General features: G+C 60.1%; 23 protein-coding genes. 13 read left to right on the plus strand and 10 right to left on the minus strand.

From position 1 onward, the window contains the following. Positions 1–347 precede the first annotated feature (347 nt). From J7447_RS19470 to J7447_RS19480, 3 genes are all read left to right on the plus strand, one after another. Positions 348–1,364: a C4-dicarboxylate TRAP transporter substrate-binding protein gene (locus J7447_RS19470; RefSeq protein WP_023002122.1), complete on the plus strand. Its 1,017-nt coding sequence runs from the start codon at positions 348–350 to the stop codon at positions 1,362–1,364. A gap of 76 nt (positions 1,365–1,440) precedes the next feature. Then, positions 1,441–2,085 carry a TRAP transporter small permease gene (locus tag J7447_RS19475; protein WP_023002121.1) on the plus strand — a complete coding sequence of 215 codons (645 nt, stop codon included), beginning with the start codon at positions 1,441–1,443 and terminating at the stop codon, positions 2,083–2,085. After that, the gene (locus J7447_RS19480; protein ID WP_023002120.1) at positions 2,082–3,452 is read left to right on the plus strand and encodes a TRAP transporter large permease; all 1,371 of its coding nucleotides are present in this window, start codon (positions 2,082–2,084) and stop codon (positions 3,450–3,452) included. Before J7447_RS19475 ends, J7447_RS19480 begins: the two co-directional genes overlap by 4 nt. A gap of 93 nt (positions 3,453–3,545) precedes the next feature. On the opposite strand, the gene J7447_RS19485 is transcribed toward J7447_RS19480, so the two are convergent. Beyond that, positions 3,546–4,142 carry a DUF805 domain-containing protein gene (locus J7447_RS19485; RefSeq protein WP_023002119.1) on the minus strand — a complete coding sequence of 199 codons (597 nt, stop codon included), beginning with the start codon at positions 4,140–4,142 and terminating at the stop codon, positions 3,546–3,548. 120 nt (positions 4,143–4,262) lie between these two features. Further along, positions 4,263–5,825: an exodeoxyribonuclease VII large subunit gene (gene xseA, locus J7447_RS19490; protein WP_353653803.1), complete on the minus strand. Its 1,563-nt coding sequence runs from the start codon at positions 5,823–5,825 to the stop codon at positions 4,263–4,265. 198 nt (positions 5,826–6,023) lie between these two features. On the opposite strand from xseA, the gene J7447_RS19495 reads away from it, so the two are divergent. The 3 genes from J7447_RS19495 (at position 6,024) to J7447_RS19505 (ending at position 9,420) form a co-directional block, all read left to right on the plus strand. Continuing rightward, positions 6,024–6,782, plus strand: a complete 759-nt coding sequence (locus J7447_RS19495) for a 16S rRNA (uracil(1498)-N(3))-methyltransferase (protein WP_209170616.1) — start codon at positions 6,024–6,026, stop codon at positions 6,780–6,782. A 344-nt stretch (positions 6,783–7,126) separates the two neighbouring features. Beyond that, entirely contained in the window at positions 7,127–8,500 is a 1,374-nt protein-coding gene (locus J7447_RS19500) for a glutamate--cysteine ligase (protein ID WP_023002115.1), read from the plus strand. Between the two features lie 146 nt (positions 8,501–8,646). After that, positions 8,647–9,420 (plus strand): DUF937 domain-containing protein, encoded by a 774-nt coding sequence (locus J7447_RS19505; protein ID WP_075284586.1) that lies wholly within the window; start codon positions 8,647–8,649, stop codon positions 9,418–9,420. A 126-nt stretch (positions 9,421–9,546) separates the two neighbouring features. On the opposite strand, the gene J7447_RS19510 is transcribed toward J7447_RS19505, so the two are convergent. After that, a complete protein-coding gene (locus J7447_RS19510) occupies positions 9,547–9,861 on the minus strand; it encodes a DUF1127 domain-containing protein (RefSeq protein WP_023002113.1) in 315 nt (104 codons plus the stop codon). Between the two features lie 263 nt (positions 9,862–10,124). Here J7447_RS19510 and J7447_RS19515 point away from each other — a divergent pair, with 263 nt between their 5' ends. After that, the gene (locus J7447_RS19515; protein WP_006935582.1) at positions 10,125–11,000 is read left to right on the plus strand and encodes a LysR substrate-binding domain-containing protein; all 876 of its coding nucleotides are present in this window, start codon (positions 10,125–10,127) and stop codon (positions 10,998–11,000) included. Between the two features lie 171 nt (positions 11,001–11,171). Continuing rightward, a complete protein-coding gene (locus J7447_RS19520; RefSeq protein ID WP_055657693.1) occupies positions 11,172–12,062 on the plus strand; it encodes a LysR substrate-binding domain-containing protein in 891 nt (296 codons plus the stop codon). Between the two features lie 39 nt (positions 12,063–12,101). Here the strand turns inward: J7447_RS19520 and J7447_RS19525 are convergent, their stop codons facing one another. Continuing rightward, complete coding sequence (locus tag J7447_RS19525; RefSeq protein WP_023002111.1) at positions 12,102–13,019, minus strand: DMT family transporter; 918 nt, start codon at positions 13,017–13,019, stop codon at positions 12,102–12,104. A 156-nt stretch (positions 13,020–13,175) separates the two neighbouring features. On the opposite strand from J7447_RS19525, the gene J7447_RS19530 reads away from it, so the two are divergent. After that, a complete protein-coding gene (locus J7447_RS19530; protein ID WP_209170617.1) occupies positions 13,176–13,874 on the plus strand; it encodes a type 1 glutamine amidotransferase in 699 nt (232 codons plus the stop codon). 55 nt (positions 13,875–13,929) lie between these two features. Here the strand turns inward: J7447_RS19530 and J7447_RS19535 are convergent, their stop codons facing one another. Continuing rightward, a complete protein-coding gene (locus J7447_RS19535) occupies positions 13,930–14,907 on the minus strand; it encodes a threonine dehydratase (protein ID WP_209170618.1) in 978 nt (325 codons plus the stop codon). Positions 14,908–15,036: 129 nt separating this feature from the next. Here J7447_RS19535 and J7447_RS19540 point away from each other — a divergent pair, with 129 nt between their 5' ends. Beyond that, positions 15,037–15,837 (plus strand): helix-turn-helix transcriptional regulator, encoded by an 801-nt coding sequence (locus J7447_RS19540; RefSeq protein ID WP_209170619.1) that lies wholly within the window; start codon positions 15,037–15,039, stop codon positions 15,835–15,837. 4 nt (positions 15,838–15,841) lie between these two features. On the opposite strand, the gene J7447_RS19545 is transcribed toward J7447_RS19540, so the two are convergent. Beyond that, a complete protein-coding gene (locus tag J7447_RS19545) occupies positions 15,842–16,978 on the minus strand; it encodes an alpha-hydroxy acid oxidase (RefSeq protein WP_023002107.1) in 1,137 nt (378 codons plus the stop codon). Positions 16,979–16,995: 17 nt separating this feature from the next. Continuing rightward, on the minus strand, positions 16,996–17,763 hold the full coding sequence (locus J7447_RS19550; RefSeq protein WP_023002106.1) for a FadR/GntR family transcriptional regulator: 768 nt from the start codon (positions 17,761–17,763) through the stop codon (positions 16,996–16,998). Between the two features lie 196 nt (positions 17,764–17,959). On the opposite strand from J7447_RS19550, the gene J7447_RS19555 reads away from it, so the two are divergent. Next, complete coding sequence (locus J7447_RS19555; RefSeq protein WP_062490338.1) at positions 17,960–19,258, plus strand: DUF3422 domain-containing protein; 1,299 nt, start codon at positions 17,960–17,962, stop codon at positions 19,256–19,258. A 49-nt stretch (positions 19,259–19,307) separates the two neighbouring features. Here J7447_RS19555 and J7447_RS19560 read toward each other — a convergent pair whose 3' ends face one another. Further along, positions 19,308–19,946: a TetR family transcriptional regulator C-terminal domain-containing protein gene (locus J7447_RS19560; protein ID WP_235814916.1), complete on the minus strand. Its 639-nt coding sequence runs from the start codon at positions 19,944–19,946 to the stop codon at positions 19,308–19,310. An 80-nt stretch (positions 19,947–20,026) separates the two neighbouring features. On the opposite strand from J7447_RS19560, the gene J7447_RS19565 reads away from it, so the two are divergent. Continuing rightward, positions 20,027–21,385 (plus strand): DHA2 family efflux MFS transporter permease subunit, encoded by a 1,359-nt coding sequence (locus J7447_RS19565; protein ID WP_209170620.1) that lies wholly within the window; start codon positions 20,027–20,029, stop codon positions 21,383–21,385. A gap of 52 nt (positions 21,386–21,437) precedes the next feature. After that, positions 21,438–21,893 (plus strand): DUF2267 domain-containing protein, encoded by a 456-nt coding sequence (locus J7447_RS19570; protein WP_055657704.1) that lies wholly within the window; start codon positions 21,438–21,440, stop codon positions 21,891–21,893. A 143-nt stretch (positions 21,894–22,036) separates the two neighbouring features. Here the strand turns inward: J7447_RS19570 and J7447_RS19575 are convergent, their stop codons facing one another. Both J7447_RS19575 and J7447_RS19580 read right to left on the minus strand, forming a co-directional pair. Further along, the gene (locus J7447_RS19575; protein WP_055657706.1) at positions 22,037–22,432 is read right to left on the minus strand and encodes a cytochrome c family protein; all 396 of its coding nucleotides are present in this window, start codon (positions 22,430–22,432) and stop codon (positions 22,037–22,039) included. 140 nt (positions 22,433–22,572) lie between these two features. Next, on the minus strand, positions 22,573–23,517 hold the full coding sequence (locus tag J7447_RS19580) for a LysR family transcriptional regulator (protein WP_055657709.1): 945 nt from the start codon (positions 23,515–23,517) through the stop codon (positions 22,573–22,575). Positions 23,518–23,570 lie beyond the last annotated feature (53 nt).

Below are 23,570 nucleotides of genomic sequence, written 5' to 3' on the forward strand. Positions count from 1 at the left end.
CTCCCGAGTGTGCTGCGCATCCTTCGATACGGACCTGATGGTCCTCCTCAGGATGGAGGTAATCGGGAAATGAGACGGCGGTCTGAAGCTGGCAGACAAGCTCCCCACATCAACCCGAACCGGCGGAAATCCGCCGAGGGTATCGGGCTATCGGCAAGATATTGCCGAGCTGCACTGCAGCAATTCGAGGGTGGGGCGGAAAGAAGCATCGATTTCCTGCCGGAAAGTGTTGCCAGCAAGAACTGGCACGGGTCATGCTACAGGCTCATCGACTTGGCACGGGCTTGTGCGCGGAGGTGTTCAGGCCGAGCTGTCAAGGAAATGAGCAAACGTCTTGGGAGGATTGCATGCTCTTTTCACTGAAATCCGCAACCGCTGTATCCGCGGCTGCGCTGTCTCTGGTATTCGCCACCGAAACCTTCGCCGCCGACGTAACCTGGAACGTGTCGCTCTGGGGCAAGCGCCGTGCGTTTACCGAGCATGTCGAAAAGCTGGCCGAAGAAGTGGCCGCAAAGACCGACGGCAAGTTCGAAATCAAACTGCAGTACGGTGAAGCCCTGTCGAAATCTCGCGAGAATCTCGACGGCATTTCCTTCGGTGCGTTCGAAATGGCGCAGATCTGCGCCTCCTATCACCCGGACAAGAACCCGAGCTTGACGGTTCTGGAACTGCCGTTCCTGGGCGTGAAGGACCTTGACCAGGAAATCAAGGTATCGATGAAGCTCTATGAGCATCCCGCCGTGAAGGAAGACCTTGGCCGCTGGAACGCTCAGGCTCTGATGCCTTCGCCGATGCCGCAGTACAACTTTGCTGGCAAGGGCGATGTGCCGAGCTCGATTTCCGACTTTGACGGCATGCGCGTGCGTGCCCTTGGCGGCATCGGCCAGTTGATGGAATCTGTCGGCGCGGTGCCGACCTCCGTGACCGCTTCGGAAACCTATCAGGCGATTGATTCCGGCACGGTGGCGGCTGCCAGCTTCGCACCGCATGCGCATCTGTCGTTCAAGGTGGTTGAAGTCGCCAACTGGTGGACCAAGAACCTGAACCCGGGAACCGTGCAGTGCCCGGTGATCGTGAACATCGACGCTTACAACGCTCTTCCGGACGACTTCAAGGCAGCTCTCGACAGCTCGGTTGAGCCGGCCCTGGCGCATTACCTGGAGACCTATGACAAGGTCTACGAAAAGTGGTGGCCGGAACTGGAAAGCCGCGGTGTGACACAGGTTGAGTTCTCCGATGCCGAACTGGCTGCCTTTGCCGAAAAGGCCGGTCCGATCCAGGCCGCCTGGGTGGAAGAGCAGTCCGCTAACGGTCTGCCGGCGCAGGACATCCTGGACATGGTCAAGTCGACCCTCGCGGAATAAGCCCGGCAAGCCTGGACTGTTTCACACTCTTCCCGGCGCGACCTGCGCCGGGAAGCCAATGCTCGGGGCTTAACTCATGAACACAATCGATCCCGGAGGACGTTCCGTTTCGGAGCGCCCGGTCACCTATATCCGCTTTGACGGCTGGCTCGCTCACGTCGAGAATGCCTTCAACCTGTTTGCCGCAGGAGCCATCCTGGCTTTGATGCTGCTGGCCGTCCTTCAGGTCGTCGGTCGCCTGGGCTTCAATACCCCGGTACCCGGCTTCATTGACATCACCGAACAGGCAATGGCCATCTTCGCCTTCGCCGGTATTGCCTATTGCCAACGCGTCGGGGGCCATATCCGCATGGAGATCGTGCTCGGCCGGCTCAGCGGCCGGACGCTTTACATCTGCGAAATGCTGGGTGTCATCCTGATCGCCTTCACGGTCGCGCTCCTGATCTGGGGCTCCTGGTACCATTTCGACCGGTCCTGGACGATCGGCGACAGCACCATGGATATCCGCCTGCCGACCTGGCCGTCCAAGCTGATGGTTCCGGTCGCGCTCAGTCTCCTGTTCCTGCGCCTGTGCATGCAGATCTACGGGTACGCCCGTCTGGTCGTGAACCCGTCTCGTGAAGCCTATTGCGTGCCGATGATCGAGGGTGTCGAGGAACACGCCAAACACGAGATCGAAGAAGCCTTTGGCGATGACGTGGAAGAAGGAGGCGCGCGATGACGCCGTTTGAAGTTGGCCTCCTGATGACCGGCGTCCTGCTGGTCCTCGTCGTCCTGGGTGTGCGTGTGGCTTTTGCCGCGGCCTTTACGGGACTGGTGGGCCTTATCGTGCTGTTCTCCCTGAAAATGGGGTTCTCGAAAGGCTTCTTCGTGGCCTTGCAGATGGCCGGCACGATCCCGCATTCCAAGTCGGTCACCTATGCCCTGTCGGTGCTGCCGACATTCATTCTGATCGGCTTCCTGGCTTTCTACGCCGGGTTTACCAAGCAGCTTTTCGAAGCGGCAAAGCGCTGGCTGGGCTGGCTGCCGGGCGGCATGGCCGTGGGCACGGTGTTCTCCACTGCCGGTTTCGCAGCCGTATCAGGTGCATCGGTGGCAACAGCCGCGGTCTTTGCGCGTGTCGCCATTCCCGAAATGCTGGCCGCCGGATATTCCAAACGACTGTCGGCTGCCGTCGTTGCCGCCGGTGGCACGCTGGCCTCGCTCATCCCGCCGTCCGCAATTCTGGTGATCTACGCCATTCTGGTGGAACAGTCGGTCGGCAAGCTCTTGATCGCCGGTTTCCTGCCGGGCGTGTTCTCGGCATTGATCTACGTCGGCATCATCGTGGCCGTTGCCGCCTGGCGCGGCGATGCACCACCGGTCGGCGGCTTTACCTGGAAAGAGCGCTTTGAAAGCGTGCCCGGAACCCTGCCGATCATCGCCGTCGTCGCGATCATCTTCTGTTCGTTCTTCTTCGGTCTGGCCACCCCGACCGAAGCCGGTTCGCTCGGAGCCTTCGTGGTGCTGGTCGTTGCGTTCATGAAAGGAATGCGCACCAAGCAATTGGGTCAGGCCTTGCACGAGACCGCGAAACTGACGGTGATGATCTTCACCCTGATCTGGGGCGTGCTTGTCTACGTGCGGTTTCTGGGTTTTGCCGGCCTGCCGGACGCCTTCAAGGACTTCATCGTCGCCCTGGATTATTCGCCCTGGGTGGTGATGGTCTGCATCCTCCTGGCTTACGCCGTTCTCGGCATGTTCATGGATGCGATCGGCATGCTCATCCTCACGCTGCCAGTGGTCTATCCTGCGGTGATGGCGCTGAACGGCGGTGAAGGCGTGTCGGCTGCCGACAGTGCGTTCGGCATGTCGGGTGAGGCCTGCTCGATCTGGTTCGGCATTCTGGTGGTGAAGATGGCGGAACTCTGTCTGATCACACCACCGATCGGGTTGAACTGTTTCGTTGTCTCGGGAGTGCGGCCGGATATTCCGGTGCAGGAAGTCTTCCGCGGCTGCGTACCGTTCTTCGTCGCGGACGTCCTGACCATCGCAGGCCTCTTGGCATTCCCTTCGATCATCACCATCCTGCCCGAGCTGATGGCCTGACGGGAAAGCCGAATTCAAGAAAACAAAACGCCGCCGGAAGGTTTTTCCGGCGGCGTTTTTTGTTGCTGGCCGGGGAATTGCCCCGGGTTCGGGTTAATCGAAGATGTGAGCCTGGCTCTGCGGCGTATCGAACCGGTTGGGTCCCTGTGTGCCGGAGAAGAACATGTTGGCGAACCCCTGACAGAGGGCGAAAAGACTGCCGACAATCGGTATGAACCAGACGAGCAGCCAATAGCCCGACACATCCCTGTCGTGGAACCGGCGAACCTGAACGGAGAGGTTCGAAATGGAGAACGGCAGGATCAGCAACCACATGGTCAGTCCACTTCCGCTTGCCAGCAGTTCGTCCGCGTTTGCGTAGTATTGAATCTCGTTCTCGATCGCGGTGAAATAGGCAAAGATGACCGCGACCATCATGATCAGGTTGAATGTGCCGATACCCCAGTAACCGAGCCTGCCGATGCGGCCGTTGAAGCTGAAAAAGAAACCAAGGAACTGCATCACCGCATCGATGATGGAAAGACTGCTGTCGCCGGCAACCTGAACGGCGGCGCCCCCGGCGCGCGCATACCCGCCGGCGCTCGAAGCATAGGCATTGTTGCCCGAATAGCCGTTCTGGCTCGGGCCCCACTGGCCCTGACCTTGCGGGTCCAGTCCACGTTTTCCAAATTGCTTGCGCTGCACAGGCATGAGTATCCCCCGTCCGAAAATTTCTTGTCAGAACGAAGGTAACCTTACGCGAGCCGGCTTAAGATTGACGTAAGGGACGTGGTTAAATCTTGGTGAAATTGCGGAGGGTTTTCTACCCGTTCAGAACAGGCTGCCCTGGTTGGTTGCCGGTCCCTTGCCGGTTGCCGGTTTTTTCACTTTGGCAGGCTTAGGGCCGGCACTGTCGCTGAGCGCGACGGCGTCAACCGTACCGTCCGCCAGTTCGATGGAAAGGGCTGCACCAGACGCGATCGCTGCTGCCGAGCGCACCGGCTGGCCGCTGTCGTCGCGCACCACGGCATACCCGCGTGCAAGCACATCCTTGTAGGAAAGCGACTTCAGAAGTTTCTGCAAACCGTCAAGGCGCGCCTTTTCCTGCGACAGGCGGGCAAGATAGGCCCGGTCAAGCCGGTCACCCAGACCGGACAGGCGCTCGGTTCCGAGCGTCGTCTGCTGGGCGAGCCGGGCCGGTGTCAGCCGCACGGCCAGGGCTTCGAAGGCATGCCGCTTTTGCGAGACCGCGACTTGCAGCGCGCGTTGCTTGCGTTCGCTCGCCTGGACAAGATCCTGCCGGGCTTTCGTGCTCAGGCGGGACAGGAGCAACGGTGACAGGCGCCCGGCAAAATTCTGGTAATGGGTCCGGTGCGTTCTGGTGCTCACGATCAGTGCGCGTTCCAGGCTGCTGGCCAGTGTGTCGAATTTCTGGCGCGGCAGGGCGAGAAGGTCTTGCGGCGCGGGCAGGGCTGCGCTGGCGGCACGCAGTTCTGTTCGCCGGGAGGTCACGAACCGCACCAGGCCCGAATTGAGCCTGCGGGAACGGTCGTCGACCATGGCCATAAGCTCGGCCTTCACCGGCACGGCAAATTCGGCTGCGCCTGTCGGCGTCGGGGCACGCAGGTCGGCGGCAAGGTCGATCAGCGTCCAGTCGGTTTCATGGCCGACGGCCGAGATCAGCGGGATCTGGCTGTCTGCGGCTGCACGGACGACGGCTTCCTCGTTGAAGCCCCACAGGTCCTCGATGCTGCCGCCTCCGCGGGCTACGATCAGGACGTCCGGCCGCGGGATCGGTCCGCCGGGTTGCAGGGCGTTGAAGCCGCGAATGCCGTTGGCGACTTCCGCACCCGAGGTCTCGCCCTGGACGCGGACCGGCCAGACCAGCACATGCAGCGGAAAGCGGTCGGCGATTCGGTGCAGGATATCGCGGATGACGGCACCGGTCGGGGACGTGACCACGCCGATGACACTCGGCAAGGGCGGCAGAGGGCGCTTGCGCTCCTCGGCGAAGAGGCCTTCCGCGGCAAGTTTCTTCTTGCGCTCTTCCAGAAGCGCCATCAGGGCGCCAGCTCCTGCTGGTTCCAGGGAGTCGATCACCATCTGGTATTTCGACTGGCCCGGGAACGTGGTGATCTTGCCGGTGGCAATCACCTCCAACCCCTGTTCAGGCTGGATCTTCAGCTTGGAGGCTGCCCCGCGCCAGATAACACCGGACAGGACCGAGCGGTCGTCTTTCAGGTCCAGATAAATGTGACCGGACCCCGGCCGCGAAATCCGGCCCAGCTCGCCGCGCACACGCACGTAACCGAAAGCATCCTCCATCGTACGCTTGATGGAGAAGGAAATTTCGGAGACTGAGAATTCGGCGACGTTGGACTGGGTTTCGCTCACGCAGGTGATTCCTCTTCTGCCCCGAAAGTGGCCGTTCGGGGAGGCAGGGTCAAGGACCGTGCGGACCGCCTTTGCCCAAGGCTTGGGAAAAGAAGATACGGCTTAAGCAGGCGCGTAAGAATCGAATAGGCTGTGGAAGCTTCCACAGCCATCCGAACCGCCTTGAAACCCTCACAATCGAGCGCATACCTAAGCACCATGGCCAAATACGAGTTCAATATGCAACGACTGTTCCTGCGACATATCCTTGCCGATGGCGCACGCATAGATGCGGACCGCAGCCAGGCGAACTATCTGCTGAACGTTCTGCGCCTCAAGGATGGCGACTACGTGCTTGTCTTCAACGGCAATGACGGTGAATGGCTGGCCAAGATCGTCAGCAATGGCCGGCGCAACTGCACTTTGCAGCTGATGGAACGCACCCGCGAGCAAACCTCGGCAAATGACCTGATGTATATGTTCGCGCCGCTCAAGCACGCCCGGCTGGACTATATGGTGCAAAAGGCCGTGGAGATGGGAGCTGGCAGTCTGAAGCCGGTGCTGACCCAGCATACCCAGGCCAGCCGAATCAATCTTGAGCGGATGGAAGCAAACGTGATCGAAGCGGCCGAGCAATGCGGTGTGCTGGCCGTGCCGGAAGTTCTTGCGCCCCAGCCGCTGGCGGATGTGCTTGCGGTCTGGAACGAAGCACAGCCCGGCCGCAGGTTGCTGTTCTGCGATGAAGCGGAAGGGACAAACAATCCGCTTTTGACCCTGGCCCAGATGAAGGAAAGCGGTCCGAAGCCGCTCGCCATACTGATCGGCCCGGAAGGCGGGTTTTCCGATGAGGAGCGGTCTCTTCTGCGCAGTCTCGACTTTGTCACGCCAATTCCCCTGGGCCCACGTATCCTGCGTGCCGACACGGCAGCTGTCGCGGCCCTGGCGGTTCTGCAGGCAACGGTGGGCGACTGGAGGTAGGCGGCTGTCCGGCTGCACGGAACCGTTATTCATGTTCAGGATCGCGTGACAGCGTTGGGGGAAGGGGCCTTGCTTGAGCTGGTATCGCTCCTCTGCGAGGTCAGGGCAATGCTGGGATCGGCACCGTTGCAGAAGCCGGTTGCACATTCCCCGACGAACGGCTTGCGTTCCTGAAACGGACCGGCATGATCACCACGCACACTTCGGTGTCGTTTCCTTGCTTGCATTCTTGTTTCAAGAAACCTAAATCACCGAGGCTCAAAAGCGTTCCTCCCGGAACGCGCCGGATCACTGCGGTTTGTAGGGGGCAGCCTGACGGGCCGCGCAGTTTTTAGGACGCTTTCATGGCCCGCGATACGGTCGACTCCACCCCGATTGAAACGGTTGCGGACCTTGCCGCGACGCTCGAGGAGGGCTGTAAGCCGGAAGAGAAGTTTCTCATCGGCACCGAGCACGAAAAATTCGGCTTCTGCCTGAACGAACTGACGCCAATTCCCTATGGCGGTGAAAAGGGCGTCGAGGCCATCCTGACCGGCATGGAAAAGCTGATCAACTGGGAGCGGATCGAGGACGCAGGCAAGATCATCGGTCTGGCCGACGACCGCGGCGGCGGCGCGATTTCCATCGAGCCGGGCGGTCAGTTCGAACTTTCTGGCGCGCCGCTCGACAACCTTCACCTGACCTGCCGCGAAGCCAACCAGCACCTTGCCGATGTGCGCCGCGTGGCCGAACCGCTCGGCATCGGCTTCCTTGGCATCGGCATGACCCCGACATGGTCGCGTGCCGACATGCCGCGTATGCCCAAATCCCGCTATGACATCATGACCAACTACATGCCGAAGGTCGGCTCGCTTGGTCTCGACATGATGTACCGGACCTCCACCATCCAGGTGAACCTCGATTTCTCGTCCGAAGCGGATATGGCCCTCAAGATGCGCGTCGGCCTGGCTCTGCAGCCGATCGCGACCGCCATTTTCGCCAATTCGCCCTTCACGGAAGGCAAGCCGAACGGCTTCAAATCCTTCCGCGCCCAGATCTGGACCGACACCGACCACGACCGCACCGGCGACATGCCCTTCGCTTTCGAGGAAGGCTTCGGTTTCGAGCGTTATGTGGAATGGGCAATTGATGTGCCGATGTATTTCGTCAAGCGCGGCTCGACCTACTACGACGTTACGGGCACCACTTTCCGCCAGTTCATGAACGGCGCGCTGGAAGGCAAGGTTCCGGACGCAACGCCAAATATCGGTGACTGGAACAACCACCTGTCCACGCTTTTCCCGGATGTCCGGTTGAAGAAATACATCGAGATGCGCGGCGCCGACGGTGGCCCGTGGCGGCGCATCTGCGCTCTGCCGGCGCTCTGGGTCGGCCTGCTTTACGACAAGGGCGTGCTCGATCAGGCCTGGGAACTGGTCAAGGACTGGACCCAGGAAGAACGCGCGGCTCTTCGTGCAGGCGTTCCCAAAACCGCCCTGCAGACACCTTTCCGCTCAGGCACCGTTCTGGATGTCGCCAAACAGGTGCTTGCCCTGTCCCAGGAAGGTCTCAAGCGTCGCAATCGCCTGAGCGATGGCGATCTGGACGAGCGCGTGCATCTGGCTCCGATCGAGGAAGGCCTGGCCTCCGGCATGTGCCCGGCAGACGTTCTGTTGCAGCGCTATAACGGTTCCTGGAAGGGCGATATCAGCCAGGTCTTCCGCGACTACGCCTACTGAATAAACTTCGCCCGCAGCATCAAGTTGTGGGCGACCGGCGCTGTCCGCAAAAGGCCTGAATTGACCTGAGGCCCGCGAAGCGTCACTCTGTCTGTGATCGGTCTTTTTTCTCAAGGCCTTGCAACAGCGTGAGCGGAGCGACGCAAATGACTGGCAGCGAGACGGGAGCTCCTCCCTTCGACATCTTTTCCTTGTCGGAAGATGTGCGCAACCGCTTCGGCTGGTCGAATGAAGACCTGAGCCGGGTGATGGAGCAGCTCCTGCCTGCCGCGCTCAACGGTTTCCGCTACTTCGGCAGCACGGTACCGGGCTTTTCGGAGTTCCTCGGGCAGACGTCGCCGCTTGGCACAGTCGCGCAAAACCCCTTTGCCGGCTACGCAGGTCTGTTCCAGAGTCCGTCCGATGCGGCCCTGACACCCTTTTTCGGGCCTGAAGCTGTTCAAAAGGCGCTTGCCAGCCAGATTTCCGGCCTCACAGGCCTTCAGCGCGATGCCATCCAGGAAATGATGCCCGTGGCGGCAACGCTTGCCATGGGGCAGATCGCCAGGCCCTTTGTCCACGGTGAAGCTCGTAACCTGCTTGACGCCTATCTGCGCGGCTTTGCCAGAGGCCGGCCGAAACCGCAACCGACCCCGGTCGACTACCTGCAAGGCTATGCCGAGGCGATGCAATCCTTCTGGGGCGCGTTCCTGCAACCGGCCAGCATCGTTACGAAATCCGCCTCGCCAGAGCCTGAGCCCGAGCCGCAGGAAGAAGAATTGCCCCCGGACGACGAGCCGGAAGGCCCTGAGGGCAATGCGTCCGAGTTTGAGGAAATGGTGTCGAGCTGGATGTCCGCCGGCCGTGATTTCCAGTCCAACCAGTTCAAGGCTTTCGACAGTTTCTTCGAAAAGGCCGCCAAGGATTTCCGCGACGTTTGAGACGTCTTCAGGCTTTGGTCACCCTTAACGCTTTTTGCAAAAAAAAGACCCGCCGGGGAGGCGGGTCAGGTTCGTCAGCAAGGCTTGCCGACAGGGGCTGCAAATGAGGGGAGGTCAGTCGAAAGGTCAGGCCGCCAGCTGGCGGGTCTTGCTTTCGGTCACGAGTGTCATCATCGGCTTGTCCTGCGCCGAATTGGCGGCGCTATAGCCGATGGTCTCGCGGAGCGCTGAAGATCCGTTCACCAGGGATGTCGGATCGGTATAGAACGGTTGGGCCAATGCGCGTCGAACGTCGCTCCGCGTCAGGCCGATGTCCTTCAACTGCTCGTCGGACCAGTCATTCAGTTCCGCGAACTGACGACGGTTTTTGGACACACGCCATACACGGGCAACCATCTGCCCGAAGAGAGCGAAGAACGGGGTGCTTGCTGTATGTGTCATGGCAAAATTCTCCTGTTGGCGGACGGAGGGATTCCGACTGCCTGTTCCGAGCCTGATTTGGCGTCGCTTGTTGTGGAACATCCCCTATGTGGACTGTTTGCTGCTATTAATCCAACGAATGTTTGTGATTGAAATTATCACTTTCTGTGAAGTCAAAATCCCCAAAGCGCTTCGATTGAAGCAATGCCGTCGCTTCGCGAAATCATTTCCCCTTTAAATGGATGCCATGTTAAATATGAGCATCCTTTATCAGTGAGGCGCTCATGCTCGACCTGGATCAGCTCCGGACCTTTGTGGCCATTGCCGAAAGCGGCAGCTTCACCAAGGCGGCGGACAATGTGCACAAGACACAGTCGGCGGTGTCGATGCAGATGCGCCGTCTGGAGGAGCGGATCGGCAAACCGCTCTTTGTCCGGGTTGGCCGGCAGTCCCGCCTGACCGAACATGGCGAGCGTCTGCTTCACTACGCGCGCCGGCTCGTGCAATTGAACGACGAGACGCTTGCCGCTTTCGATGACACGGAACTTGCCGGGCTCGTGCGTCTGGGCACACCGGACGACTACGCCGATCGGTTCCTGCCGGAAATTCTGGCGCGCTTTTCCAGGTCCAACCCCAAGGCGGAGGTCAGCGTCGTCTGCGCCCCGACACCCAATCTGGCCGACATGATCGCCGAGGGTGAGCTGGATGTCGCCATCATCACCCACGTACAGAAGCGTGGTCGCAAGAACGTTGATCTGGTACGGCGGGAACCTTTGCTCTGGGTTGTCTCGGCCCGCCACGCGGTGGAAAACGAGTCGCCCCTGCCTCTGGCGCTGGGGCGCGCTACCTGCGACTGGCGCCGGGCTGCGATCAATGCGCTCAGCGATCAGATGCGCGAACATCGCCTGCTTTATTCAAGCTGGAACTCTACGGCAGTCGGCGCCGCCGTCCTGGCCGGGCTTGCCATTTCCGTTCTGCCGGAATCTGCGCTTCGGTCCGGCATGCGGGTTCTGACGGAAGCCGAGGGTTTCCCGAAATTGCCCGATTGCGAAATAGGTATCATGCGGTCCTGGCATAACAATTCCCGGGTCACGGATGCCCTGGTCGAGCACATTGTTTCATCGCTCGACAACCTTTCGGTTCCACTCGCGGCCGAATAGTTGCAGGCGAACGGAATTCCCGGAACGATTTCAAAATCTTACCTAGAGTATTGATTTGTCCTGCTGGCCAAATATCGATTGAAGTGTAAGAAGTTGTGATGTATCTTTAGTAAATCAATTCGAATCTCAAATTTCACCACCGGTTTGTGGCTCATTTCATAGGGTCCTTGCATGCATCACGCACTGGACATCGACCAACTTCGAACGTTTTTGGCGATCGCGGAGTTGGGAAGCTTCACCAAGGCTGGTGAGGCTGTGCACAAGACGCAGTCGGCAGTCTCCATGCAGATGCGGCGGCTGGAAGAGCGTGTTGGTCAGCCGATCTTCATCAAGGACGGGCGCCAGTCCCGGCTGACGGAAAACGGCCTGCGGCTGGTCGAGTTCGCCCGCCGGATGATCATGTTGAACGACGAGACCCTGTCTGCCTTCAATGGCCAGAAGGAAGTCGGCCATGTGAAGCTGGGCGTGCCGGACGATTATGCCGACCGGCTGTTGCCGCAGGTGCTGGCGGCCTTCAACCGGCTCAATCCTTCCATTGAAGTGCAGGTGGAATGCCTGTCCAGTGCCCGGCTGACGGATGCGATCCGGGAAGGGACGCTCGACGTTGCCATCACGACCTCCCAGGATACGATGGACCTGCGCGGTGAAATCATTCGCCGTGAACCGCTCTACTGGGTTACGTCTAACCAACATTGCGCCCACACACAGGACGTTGTCCGGTTGGCACTCGGACCGGTCACCTGTGGCTGGCGCCGGATTTCGATGGATGCGCTCGACCGGGCGGGACGCCCCTACCGGGTCTCCTACACAAGCTCCAGCGCGGCGGCTCTCGTCGGTGCGGTTCAGGCCGGACTTGCCGTGACGGTGTTTCCTGAAAGCGCGATTCGAGACGGCATGCGTATTCTGGACGAGAAGGACGGCTTTCCGACGCTGCCCTATTGCGACATCGCCCTGCTGCGCTCGGATACGGCACGCGAAACCATGCACGATACGTTGTGCAACCACCTGGTGGCAGCCATCGGCAACGTTGGCAGCGGCACAACGCAACTGGCGGCGGAATAAACCTCCGCCGTCCGGTTTCTTCTCATGTCAGGGATAGACCTATCGGGCGCGCAGCATCATCAGGTTGCCACCAATGACACAGGCCAGACCGGCGGCGGCCACTGGCGTCCACTGATAGCCTTCGAAAATGGTCGACAGAGTGAGAGCGACCACCGGGAACATCACGGTGGCATAGCCTGCCCGCGCCGAGCCGATACGGCCGAGCAGGGTCAGGTAGGAAGCAAAGGCGATGACCGAGGCGACAACAGCCAGATAGATCAGGCTTCCGAAATAGTTCACGGACCATTCGACGGAAAAACTCTGGCCGCGCAGGGCCGAGAACACCCCCAGGAAAAGCATGCCGTAAACCATACCCCAGGCAGTGGCCGGTGTAACGCCGATGCCGCGCCGCTGGGTGTCAGCCGACAGCATGTTGCCCAGGCAGAAGGACAACGTGCCGCCGACACACATGGCGAGGCCAATGGCAGCTTCGTCGTTGAACTCTGCCCCGGCCAGCTTCGGCCAGAACATCAGGCCGATACCCAGAAAGCCGAGCAGCCCGGCACCGAGAGCGATCGGGCTTGGTCGTTGGCCGAACAGGATCAGTCCCAGAAACAGGTTGAAGATCGAGGCGGTCGAGAAGATCACCGCCAGCAAACCGGACGGCAAAATGGCCGCGCCGTAGTAGAACAGCGTGAAGTTGGTGGAAAACAGAAACACGCCAAGTCCGGCAAACCGCAGGTGATCCTGAAGGCCGAAGGCAAGATGGTGTCCGCGAAAGCGTGCCCACGCCATCATGATCGACGCTGCCAGCACAAAGCGCCAGAAGACAGACACTTCAGGCGCGACTGTTGCCACCTGGCCCTTCATCGCAATCCAGCTGAAGCCCCAGGCAAGAACCGTTGCCGCGTAAAGACCATAGTCCGTTGCACTGAAGCCGGCAGAGCCGGGCCGGAGGCTGGGGGATGCAACGCTCATGAATGAACCGATCTTTATGGGGATGTTGTTCCTAAGATTGGCGGTCAGGACACTTCAATGCAAATGATTGTTTTTGATGTTTTCATCAAGGTTGCGCATGGATAAAGTCCTGCCGGAATTGAAGCGGTAAGGCTCGTGAGCAGGTTAGAGGACAACATGCATTTTCTCGTCGTTGAGAACTATCAGCATACGGAACTAGGCGTTCTCGGCCGTGTCGCTACGCAGGAAGGTCACAGCTGGCACACCGTCAAGGCATTTGAAGGCGAGCCGCTTCCCCAAGGCACCGATGCGTTTGCCGGCTTGGTCGTGCTGGGCGGAGCCCAGGATGCGCTGGCGGACGAAGCCTATCCGCATCTGCCGAAGGTCTGCGACCTGATCCGTGCCTTTGACGATGCCGGCAAGCCCGTGCTCGGCATTTGTCTGGGCTCGCAGCTGATTGCCCGCGCCTTTGGTGGAGAGAACATTCTGGGCTTGCCCGTTGAATTCGGCTGGCGCGACGTGACACCGACCGACGCAGGGCTGGAAGACCCCGTGGTCGGCAAGCTCGGGGCCGGTGCTCCTCAGTTCCACTGGCATTCCGACACCGTAACGCTGCCGGACGGGGCGGTGCTTCTGGCGAGCAGCGACATGACACCGGTCCAGGCCTTCCGCATGGGCGATTTGACCTACGCAATCCAGTTCCATTTCGAAACCGGCCTGCCGGAAGTACGTAACTGGAGCGAAGCCTTCAGTGACGACATTCGTGCGCATACGCCGGACTGGCACAGCCGTTTCGACACCGAAGCGTCCCGCCATGCAGCAAAGGCCGACGAGACCGGAGCCGCAATTGCAAAGGCCTGGCTGTCGTTGCTTTGAGACTTATCGCACTTCTGGTTCCAGGGTTGTGTCCCGGGGTATTATCATCCGGTATTCAGACCACCGGTGTTCCACCGGTCAGAACTGTCTGCATTGCCGTTTCGTCCAGGTTGCCTCCTGACAGAATGATACCGGCCTTCCTGCCTTGAAGCTTCGGCGCATCCTGCATCAATGCGGCGAGGGCGGCAGCACCGGCACCTTCGGCGAGATTATGCGTATCTGCAAACAGGACGCGGATGGCGGCAGCGATCTCGTCATCCGTAACCGTTGCGATCCGGTTGGAGCCGGTCTGCAGGATATCAAGCGCCGCCTGTACCGGCTCCCGGCAGGCCATGCCGTCGGCGAAAGTGGCTGCGGTTTCCGTGATCACGATTTTTCCCGCCTCGACGGACAGGCGGTAGGCAGGGGCGTTTTCCGTGACGACAGGCACGATCTCGGTTTTAAGCCCCAGAAGGTCGCGCACCGTGATCAGTCCGCAGGCGCCGGAGCCCATGCCAACGGGGACATAGACCACGTCGAGATCGTCATGCGCCCTGAAAAACTCCAGCGCGTAGGTCGCAACGCCAAGGACAATGTTCCTGTGAAAGCTCGGCACCATCAGGAAACCGCTTTCACGGGACAGCCGCTCGGCAGTGCGCCGGGAAATGTCGAAGTCGCGACCGTCGATCACGAGATCAGCACCAAAGGCCTTCATCGCCCGGTTCTTGCCCTCCGCATTTCCTTCCGGCACCACGATGGTGGCGGGCAGGCCAAGTGTTCGGGCGGCCAGCGCCATGGACTGGCCGTGGTTTCCGCGGGTGGCCGTAACGACGCCGCTGGGGCGGCCGTGTTCTTCGATATGTTTCTGGATGTAGACGATGGAGCTGCGCGCCTTGAAGGCGCCGATCGGGGTGTGGTTCTCGTGTTTGACCGCGATTTCCAGGCCGAACCGCTCCTTCAGGAGTGGCCAGGCATAACTTGGCGTTTCCGGTACAAGCTGGCGCACGATCGGAAAAGCGGCTTCAAGGTCGTCCAGGGTGAAGAGAGCGGTCATGGGCGTGGTCAGGTCCGGTTTCTGGTGTGGGTCGGCCGCGAGTATATCCGCGTGGTCCGCACTGTCTTTCAGGATCCTGAACCTATTCGGACTTGCGCGACCCCTGTTCCTGCGTCAGGTTTGCGCGCCATGCAAACGGACACTGTTCATACCCAGCCTGGATCTGTGCCCATCCACCGGGAGGTCGCCGGATATGGGCTCTGCCTTTTGCCGGCCGCCGGTTACGATGTCGGTTTCGTGGCAGATACGGGAACCATCGGCTTTGCGTTTGACTGTCAGGCGGGCAGCCATGCCATCGCTTCGGACAGGCGAGAAGATTTCGTTCGCTTGCCCAACACGCTGGCTTTGACACCCAGCGGCTGCGACATCCGCTCCCGGTCAGAAATGGGCGGTGAATATCTTCTGGTCAGCGGTCGCGAAATCCGTCTGACTGAGGGGTGTTACCGCACCAACATCCTGTCGAAATCTGCTTCCATGGCCGCAGGCAGACTGCGCAAGTGGCTGTTGTCGGATACGCCTCCGGATAACCTGGAAACCGAAGCATGCATCAACGCACTTGCAGAGGCGGGGCTGAAGCCGCAGCGCCCTGGCAAGGCTGCCAGATGGATGACAGGCAATCGGTTTCGGAAAGTGGCGGACAGGATCGAGGCCGATCTCGGGTCAAATCTGTCCGTTGCCGTTCTGGCGCAGGAAATCGGCGTTTCGGCCAGTTTTCTGAGCCGTGCCTTCTCGGCTTACTGTGGGCAGTCGCCCTACGACTATATCGTCAGCCGGCGGCTGCAGCGCGCCCGGGCGCTCATCGTTTCCACCGGCAAGCCGCTTTCGGAAATCGCTCTCAGGTCGGGCTTTTCCTCGCAAAGCCACATGACGGCGAGTTTCCGGACGCGCCTCGGGGTCAGTCCCTCCAAGTTCGCGCGCCCGGATCGGTGACCCGTCAGAGCACCAGGTTGTGGCGGCCGACCTTTTTGATGTCGGTTTCACCGCAAAGGCCCATGGTGACGTCCAGTTCCTTGTGCATCATTTGCAGCACCTTCGAGACCCCTTCCTTGCCCATGGCGCCGAGACCATAGATGAAGGCGCGGCCGATGTAGGTGCTCTTGGCTCCCATTGCGACCGCCTTGAAGACATCCTGGCCGGACCGGATGCCGCTGTCGAAATGCACTTCGATCTTGTCGCCGACCGCATCGACGATGTCCTGAAGCACCTCATAGGACGCAAGAGCTCCGTCAAGCTGACGGCCGCCATGGTTGGAGACGACGATCGCATCGGCCCCAACGTCCGCCGCGATCTTCGCATCCTCCACATCGTTGATGCCCTTCAGAATGAGTTTGCGCTTCCAGTGGGACTTCACCCATTCCACCGAGGACCAGTCGAGGGTCGGGTCGAACTGGCTGTTGGTCCATTCGGCAAGCGAGGTCATGTCGCCAACACCGGACACGTGGCCATGGATGTTGCCGAACTGGCGCCGCTTGGTCTGCAGCATGTGCCAGCACCAGCGCGGCTTGAACGCAAGATCCAGCAGAACGTGCGGTTTGGGCTTCGGCGGCGTGGACAGGCCGTTTTTCAGATCCTTGTGCCGCTGGCCCAGAACCTGAAGATCAAGCGTCAGAACGAGTGCCGAACAGCCGGCAGCCGTTGCACGCTGCATCAGGTTTTCCGAAAAGCCCCTGTCGCGCATGACGTAGAGCTGGAACCAGAACGGGTTCTTGGTGTTCTCGGCGACATCCTCGATCGAGCAGACGCTCATGGTGGACAGGGTGAAAGGGACACCGAATTCTTCTGCTGCCTGGGCCGCGAGAATTTCACCGTCGGCGCGCTGCATCCCGGTCAGGCCGACAGGGGCAAGGGCAACCGGCATCGTTACGTCCTGGCCGATCATGGTGGTCTTGACCGAGCGGTTGTCTATGTTGCAGGCCACGCGCTGGCGCAGCTTCTGGCGCTGCAGCGCCGCTTCGTTCTCCCGGTAGGTGCTCTGCGTCCACGAACCGGTATCCGCATAGTCGTAAAACATCTTCGGTACCCGGCGCCGGGCCAGGGCCTGCATGTCGGCAACATCGGTCACAACAGTCATCGATTTCCTCCTGAGGCTCACGCGCGAGCCGGTTTTCGGGTCCGTCTCAGGCCGGCCAGCTGCTCGCGCCGGTCCAGATCCTTCGTTTCGGCAAGGGTGCCGCGCACGTAGTCGATATGGTTTTCCGAGGCCTGCCTCGCGCGGTCGGCATCCCCGGTCTGAATGGCGTCGGCAATGGCCTTGTGCTGCTGCAGCAGCTCGATCCGTGCCGACGGGTGGTGGTAAAGGCGCCCGCGATTGTAGAAGACGCCGTTTTCCAGAAGCCGGTAACAGGACCTGAGAGTGTGCAGCATCACCACATTGTGGGCTGCTTCACCGACCGCGTGATGAAAGGCAACGTCCAGCCGGCTTTCGGCAGGCAGGTCCTCGCTGTCATGCGCTTCCTGCATCTGGCGGACAATGTCCTGCAGCCGGGCAAGGTCGGATGGGGCGGCCCGTGCGGCTGCAAGGGCTGCCGCCTGGCTCTCGATGCCCCGCCGGAATTCGAAATAGTCGTTTACCGCGCCCGGGTGCCGGGCAATCAGCTGCACCACTGCTTCGGAAAAGATCGGGCCGATCAGCTCGGCAACATAGGTGCCGCCACCCCGGCGCGACGAAATCAGCTCGCGGTCCTCAAGCGTCTTCAAGGCATCGCGAAGCACGGGACGGGAGACGTTCATCTGGTCGGCAAGGTCGCGCTCGGCAGGCAGCCTGTCGCCGGACTGCAGCACGCCCTTCAGGATCAGATCTTCGATCTGCTCCACCACGGCATTTGCCGTTTTCTGATGATCGACCGGCTGAAACATGCCGCTCCCGCTCCAATTGTTGGCGCGGAAAATAGCGCCGCTTTCAAAATTGGTCAATTTTTTTGTCCAATTATTTGTTGCTGAAATGTCGCTCCGGAACCCCAATTGTCTGCTGCGGCAAAAATGCGGATTGGTTTCGGTGGTGCCTTAGCGGAATGTAGAATTGACAGAACATTTCCAAAGTCGGGGTTGCTCCTTGGATCAGGGATCAGAAAACGGGTCCACCTTTCCTGCCTTTCGCACATCTCCCTTGCGGGAAAAGGTGCTGGGGGAGGTTCATGCGCGGCCGTTTCGTCCGCTGCCCTGTCCGCGGACGGTGCTCCACTACGCTTTCCTGACAGATGCAGAGGAAGCCGCCAGAGATCATGCCTGGCTGTCAGAGTTCTGCATTTCCCGCGGCGGCCACGGCCCTGCGCCCGGAGCCCGTCATCACACCGTCAATTTCGGCGGCGGCACCTTGAGCTGGGAACAGCACGCGGAATTCACCACCTACACCTGGGATGGTAGCGCCCACGAACAAACGATTTTCGGGCAGGTGCCGATCAAGCACCCCTTTGGCGCTGCGTTTCGGGCGCCCGGCGATCTGCTGGTCGCCGTCCGGCTGGAATTGCGCGGTGGTGATGAAGGCAAGGAATGGCGAAGCCAGTTCGATGAAGCCAGCCTGACGGTTTCCAACCTTGAAGACGGCGCTGCCATGGTGGCGACCGACTTTCGGCAGGATGGTGATGGTCTTACACGGCTCCTGGTCTGCAACCGGACCTTGAGCGACGTTCAGTCCGGCGCCGTTGTCCAGCGGCTTCTCGAGGTTGAGACCTATCGAACGCTGGCCATGCTGGGCCTGTTCGAGGCAACCAGACTTCAGCCGGATATCAGGCGTTTCGAGATCGAGCTTGCGGAACTGACCGGCCAGATGCAGGAGACCTCCGCGCTCGGCGCCAACCAGGAGCTTCTGGACAAACTGAGCGGCCTTGCCGCTGCTCTGGAAGCAGGTGCAACCGCCAGCACGTTCCGGTTCGGCGCGAGCCGCGCATATGACCAGATCGTCCGGGCACGGCTGGAAACCTTGCGTGAAGAGGCTGCCCCCGGCGAACTTTCAATGGCGTCCTTCCTCGTCCGCCGGCTTGCCCCGGCCATGCGCACCTGCCAGGCGATCGAAGACCGTCAGGCGATGCTCTCGCGCAAACTGGCGCGGGCAACCACGCTCTTGCGCACGCGGGTCGACGTCGAACTGGAAGAGCAGAACCGTTCGCTGCTGGAATCCATGAACCGGCGTGCCCATCTGCAACTCCGCCTGCAGCAGACCGTCGAAGGCCTGTCCGTTGCCGCGGTGAGCTACTACGTCGTCGGCCTGATTTCCTATCTGGCGAAAGCCGCCAAGGAAACCGGCTTGCCTCTGCCTGACTCCAACCTGATGACCGGCATATCCGTGCCGCTGGTCGTGCTGGTGATCTGGTGGACCGTCAAGCGCATCCGTCAGCAACACGGAGAGCATTGAAGCCGTCAAGACAATGTACCAGGAAGCCGGTGCGGAAAGATCGACCCGATTAATTTCGAGGCGAGGACCGTTTCCCTGGACTATCTCCCATTTGGGCGAGCCGATCGAGATAGTGTGACAAGTGGGACAAGGCTGTCTCCCCGGACTGTTGGCCAATCAGGACAGCTGTTCCCAAGCCGTGTAACAGCCCGATAAGGATTGCCGCTTCGGCTTCTGCATCCAATTCGGAACGAAAGTCACCGGTTCCAATCCCCTGTTTCACTATTTCTGAAATGCGCCCCTTCAGCTTGTTCGGACTGTCGATGAACGCACGACCGGAAATTTCGTCACTGGTCAGCGCAAGGACTGTGTAAGACATCCATAGAAGATGGAATTCACGGCTTTTCCGGTCTGTTGGCATCGCTTCTTCAAACAGTGTCAGCAATGCCGCGCGTGGCGAAGTCTGGTCCGAGCAGCCGTCGAGCCGCGCAGTCCAGCGAATATTGCTTTGCGCCTCCAGAAAGCTGAGCCCAGCCTGCATCAAGCCGGATTTGGTTTCGAAATAATACTGCACCAGCCGCAAGGAAACGCCTGCGGCTGACGCGACATCGCGAAGCGAGACGGCATGCAGTCCTTTCGCCAGAGCAACTTCGACAAAGGCCGTCAAGATCATCGATTTGCGTTCGTCATGGTCAACGGTTCGCGGCATGGGCGCTGTCTCTGGAGCGATGAAATTTTTTATGATACAAGTGTACCATAAAAAATTCGGAAGGGTCCATTGTTATCGTCATGAAACCCGAAATATTGCGCATACCACCAAGACTTTGGGCCGTTGCAACTGTGACCGGGGCTGGAGCTTTCATGGCCATGCTCGATACCTCCGTGGCAAACCTTGCGCTTCTCCCGCTTCAGGAAAATTTCAGAACGTCTTTGGGGGGCGTGCAGTGGGTGGTGACCGGCTATCTGATCGCTCTGGCCGTTTCGATGCCGATGACGGGTTGGCTGTGCAGGCGGTTTGGGCACGGCCGCGTTTGGCAAATGAGCATGACAGGATTTGTTGCGGCATCTGCGCTGTGCGCACTTTCCGAAACGTCTTTGATGCTGAGCCTCGCGCGCGGACTGCAAGGGCTTGCCGCCGGGATAATGGTGCCTTCAGGCCAAGCGGTGCTGGCAAGTGTTTCAGAGCGCCGGCAATTGGGCCGTCTGATGGGGACCGTCGGATTTGCGGTGGCCTTGGGACCAGCCCTTGGGCCTGGGGTAGGCGGTGTTCTGATCGAAACGGTTTCGTGGCGCGGTTTGTTCTGGATGAACGTACCGATCGGGGCCGTGGCAATTGTCGCCGGTAGATATCTTGTCCCGGCTGGTGATGGAAAGCCGTCAAGCAGGCTGGACGCCAAGGGGTTGCTTCTGTGTGCCGTGGGTTTTCCGCTGGTGCTGTTCGGGCTTGCCGAAATCAGCACCGCCAATATCAATTGGCAGGCACTGGTCAACGTTTTTCTTGGCGGCGTATTTCTGAACTGGGCACTACGGCACTTTCGCCATGTGGACGCGCCTCTCATCAATCTTGCACTGTTCAGTCGTCCCGGTTTTGCCGGAGCCGCCGCCACGGCAGGACTTACGGGAGCTGCAATGTATTCCGGACTCCTGCTGTTTCCAATCTATCTGCAGGTAGAGCTGAACTTTGGAGATATCGAAACAGGCGGGATGTTGCTGGTGATGGGGCTCGGAGCCGCGATTGCACTGCCGTTCGCCGGATACCTGACGGACCGATACGGACCTGCCGCGGTCTCCGGTTCGGGGGCCGTGCTCCTGTTGCTTGGCACGTTGCCTTTCGGCGTCTGGCCGATATGGGCAGCAAGTCCGATTGCGGCCTTGTTGTGCCTGCGAGGTATCGGTCTTGCATTAGCTCAAATGCCTGCGATGACAGCGGCGTTCACCGTGGTGCAGGAAATGGAAACCGGAGATGCCGCAACGCTGGTTAACGTGGTGCAACGCGTTGGCGGCGCCTTGGGAGCGACTGCCATGGTGCTGGTGATCGAACTGGGTGGAACAACACAGAACGGTGCACTGGCCTTCCCGCTACTGATCTTGCTTGCAGCGGGACCGGTATTGACGTCTTTCTGGCTCAGGCCTGCCGGCAGGACGTAAGACCAGTGGACGCTTGCTTTCCCCTGAAAAGACTTTCTCAGGACCCAACACAATGATCCCATGGACTTATCGATACGCTTCCAGAGACTTCGGCTCCTTTTTGTCGGACGCAAAGCAGCGAATGGATCTTGTATCCGACAATTCCACCTACACGGCGGTCGATGCAGTCTTTCAGGTATTCAGGCGGCGGCTCACGGTTGAACAAGGTTTGGCTTTCGCCGGCGCTCTGCCTTCTGTTCTTTGCGCGATCTTCATTAGGGAATGGGACGTGACCCGAAAGCCTGTGCCATTCTCAAGCAGAGAAGTAATGTCCAGGGAGGCGCAGCAGGTTCGAAAGCACCATAACCTCACGCCAGACAATGCGATTGAAGCAACCGCATGGGCTCTAAGGCGGCATGTCGATCAACGGGATCTCGACCGGGTTCTTGAAACTTTGCCCCTTGCGGCTAGGGAGTACTGGCACGTGGATGTCGCCGATCCTGCGGAGCTGCAACAACGCATCTTCTGAGCACGGGCCGATTGTCAGACGCCACCTTGGAAACGATTGCCAACAGATGCTGAAAAGCCAATTGGCCCGCCAGGGTTCCCCGGCGGGCCAATTGGTTGGTCTGGCAGCCAGTGGCGGCCGTCAATGTGACGCGCAAGCAGTGCTTACTTGCTGGAACCGTCTTCGTTGTACTGGTTCAAATAGGCGATCACGTTGGCGCGGTCGTCTTCCTTCTTGAGACCTGCGAAGGCCATCTTGCCTTTCGGGATCAGATCCTTCGGCTTGGTCAGGTAAACGTCAAGCGTCTCCTCGTCCCAAACTTTGCCATCGGCCAATTCGAGCAGGTTGGCGGAATACTTGTAGCCGTCAACCGCGCCCCATGCCCGGCCGACAATGCCGTTCAGTTCCGGACCGACCTTGTTTTTGGCTTCGGGTCCAACCGCATGGCAAGCGGCGCATTTCTTGAATACTTTCTCACCCTTGGCAGGGTCGCCTTCGGCGCTTGCCTGAACGGTCAGGGCCAGAAGCGCGGTTCCGGCGATCATCAGCAGTCGCTGCATGTATATCTCCCTCGGTTTGGGTGTTTAAAACCCCCGTCAACAGAACAGGATGTCAGGCCTTGATGCAAGTGACGGACCGTCGCATCCCGCATGCCAAGCTGCGATCGCCGACTGGGATCGTTTGGCGTCCGGGTGGAAGGTCAGCCTGCGCGGGCGTTGCTCGGCAGGCGTAACCAGTCCTCAAGCCCATGGTCCCAATAGGGGGATGAGCCATAGAGCCCGGCAAGGAAGTCGATAAAGACACGCACCTTGGCCGGCAGAAACTGGCGGCTGGGGTAAACGGCATAAAGTCCGACATCCTTCGAGGCCCGGTACTCGGGCAGGAGAATTTGCAGTTTACCTTCACGCAACTCCGGGCCGACGTCCCAGGTCGATCGAAGCGCAACGCCGACGCCGGACAACAGGCATTCGCGCACGACCTCGTTGGAGTTGGTCTTGACCGGCGCCTGCGTGCGGACGGTCTCGATCCCGTCCGGACCGGCGAGCCGCCAAGGGTCCTGGTTGGTTGCGGCAATGGTCACATGGTTTGCGACAAGATCCTCGATGCTTTGCGGAGTGCCGTATTTTTCGAGATAGGTCGGGCTTGCGCACAGGACGCGGTGGACCGGTGCCAGGCGCCGCGCGACGAGGCTGGAATCGGAGAGCTCCGCAATGCGGATGGCAAGGTCATAGCCGTCACCGACGATGTCGACAAAATCGTCGGACAGATCGAGATTGACCGAAAGATCGGTGTTTTCAGCCAGGAACTTGCCAAGGTGCGGAGCAATGTGAAGCCGGCCGAAGGACGTCGGAACGGCCACCTTCAGGTTGCCGCGTGCCTTGGCCGAGCCGCGCGAGACAAATGATTCGGCTTCTTCAACGGAGGCAAGAATGGCCACAACGCGCTCGTAAAAGCCCTGTCCGGCCTCCGTCATGGCGATCTGGCGAGTGGTCCGTTGCAGCAGTCTGGTACCGAGTTTTTCTTCCAGACGCCGGATGCGTTTGGAGACGACTGCGGGCGACAGGCTCATTTCGCGGCCGGCTGCCGACATGCTGCCGGCGCTTACCACCCTTGCGAAAATCTCCATGTCGGTCAGATTGCTCATTTTCAATCTCTCAGAAAGACAATTAGTATTTGCCGGTCGTTTTCCTCGGGCGC

Origin of the sequence: Labrenzia sp. R5_0, assembly GCF_017743835.1 — a bacterium.
Lineage (GTDB): Bacteria > Pseudomonadota > Alphaproteobacteria > Rhizobiales > Stappiaceae > Roseibium > Roseibium algicola.

What these genes read in the sequence shown, in the direction of transcription:
- J7447_RS19525 (WP_023002111.1), bottom strand. Translation starts at nt 13,019, where the DNA reads ATGAGCGTTGCATCCCCCAGCCTCCGGCCCGGCTCTGCCGGCTTCAGT.
- J7447_RS19500 (WP_023002115.1), top strand. Translation starts at nt 7,127, where the DNA reads ATGGCCCGCGATACGGTCGACTCCACCCCGATTGAAACGGTTGCGGAC.
- J7447_RS19570 (WP_055657704.1), top strand. Translation starts at nt 21,438, where the DNA reads ATGATCCCATGGACTTATCGATACGCTTCCAGAGACTTCGGCTCCTTT.
- J7447_RS19485 (WP_023002119.1), bottom strand. Translation starts at nt 4,142, where the DNA reads ATGCCTGTGCAGCGCAAGCAATTTGGAAAACGTGGACTGGACCCGCAA.
- J7447_RS19580 (WP_055657709.1), bottom strand. Translation starts at nt 23,517, where the DNA reads ATGAGCAATCTGACCGACATGGAGATTTTCGCAAGGGTGGTAAGCGCC.
- J7447_RS19540 (WP_209170619.1), top strand. Translation starts at nt 15,037, where the DNA reads ATGCAAACGGACACTGTTCATACCCAGCCTGGATCTGTGCCCATCCAC.
- J7447_RS19470 (WP_023002122.1), top strand. Translation starts at nt 348, where the DNA reads ATGCTCTTTTCACTGAAATCCGCAACCGCTGTATCCGCGGCTGCGCTG.
- J7447_RS19505 (WP_075284586.1), top strand. Translation starts at nt 8,647, where the DNA reads ATGACTGGCAGCGAGACGGGAGCTCCTCCCTTCGACATCTTTTCCTTG.
- J7447_RS19530 (WP_209170617.1), top strand. Translation starts at nt 13,176, where the DNA reads ATGCATTTTCTCGTCGTTGAGAACTATCAGCATACGGAACTAGGCGTT.
- J7447_RS19565 (WP_209170620.1), top strand. Translation starts at nt 20,027, where the DNA reads ATGAAACCCGAAATATTGCGCATACCACCAAGACTTTGGGCCGTTGCA.
- J7447_RS19560 (WP_235814916.1), bottom strand. Translation starts at nt 19,946, where the DNA reads ATGCCGCGAACCGTTGACCATGACGAACGCAAATCGATGATCTTGACG.
- J7447_RS19510 (WP_023002113.1), bottom strand. Translation starts at nt 9,861, where the DNA reads ATGACACATACAGCAAGCACCCCGTTCTTCGCTCTCTTCGGGCAGATG.
- J7447_RS19515 (WP_006935582.1), top strand. Translation starts at nt 10,125, where the DNA reads ATGCTCGACCTGGATCAGCTCCGGACCTTTGTGGCCATTGCCGAAAGC.
- J7447_RS19475 (WP_023002121.1), top strand. Translation starts at nt 1,441, where the DNA reads ATGAACACAATCGATCCCGGAGGACGTTCCGTTTCGGAGCGCCCGGTC.
- J7447_RS19550 (WP_023002106.1), bottom strand. Translation starts at nt 17,763, where the DNA reads ATGTTTCAGCCGGTCGATCATCAGAAAACGGCAAATGCCGTGGTGGAG.
- J7447_RS19520 (WP_055657693.1), top strand. Translation starts at nt 11,172, where the DNA reads ATGCATCACGCACTGGACATCGACCAACTTCGAACGTTTTTGGCGATC.
- J7447_RS19575 (WP_055657706.1), bottom strand. Translation starts at nt 22,432, where the DNA reads ATGCAGCGACTGCTGATGATCGCCGGAACCGCGCTTCTGGCCCTGACC.
- J7447_RS19545 (WP_023002107.1), bottom strand. Translation starts at nt 16,978, where the DNA reads ATGACTGTTGTGACCGATGTTGCCGACATGCAGGCCCTGGCCCGGCGC.
- J7447_RS19495 (WP_209170616.1), top strand. Translation starts at nt 6,024, where the DNA reads ATGGCCAAATACGAGTTCAATATGCAACGACTGTTCCTGCGACATATC.
- J7447_RS19480 (WP_023002120.1), top strand. Translation starts at nt 2,082, where the DNA reads ATGACGCCGTTTGAAGTTGGCCTCCTGATGACCGGCGTCCTGCTGGTC.
- J7447_RS19535 (WP_209170618.1), bottom strand. Translation starts at nt 14,907, where the DNA reads ATGACCGCTCTCTTCACCCTGGACGACCTTGAAGCCGCTTTTCCGATC.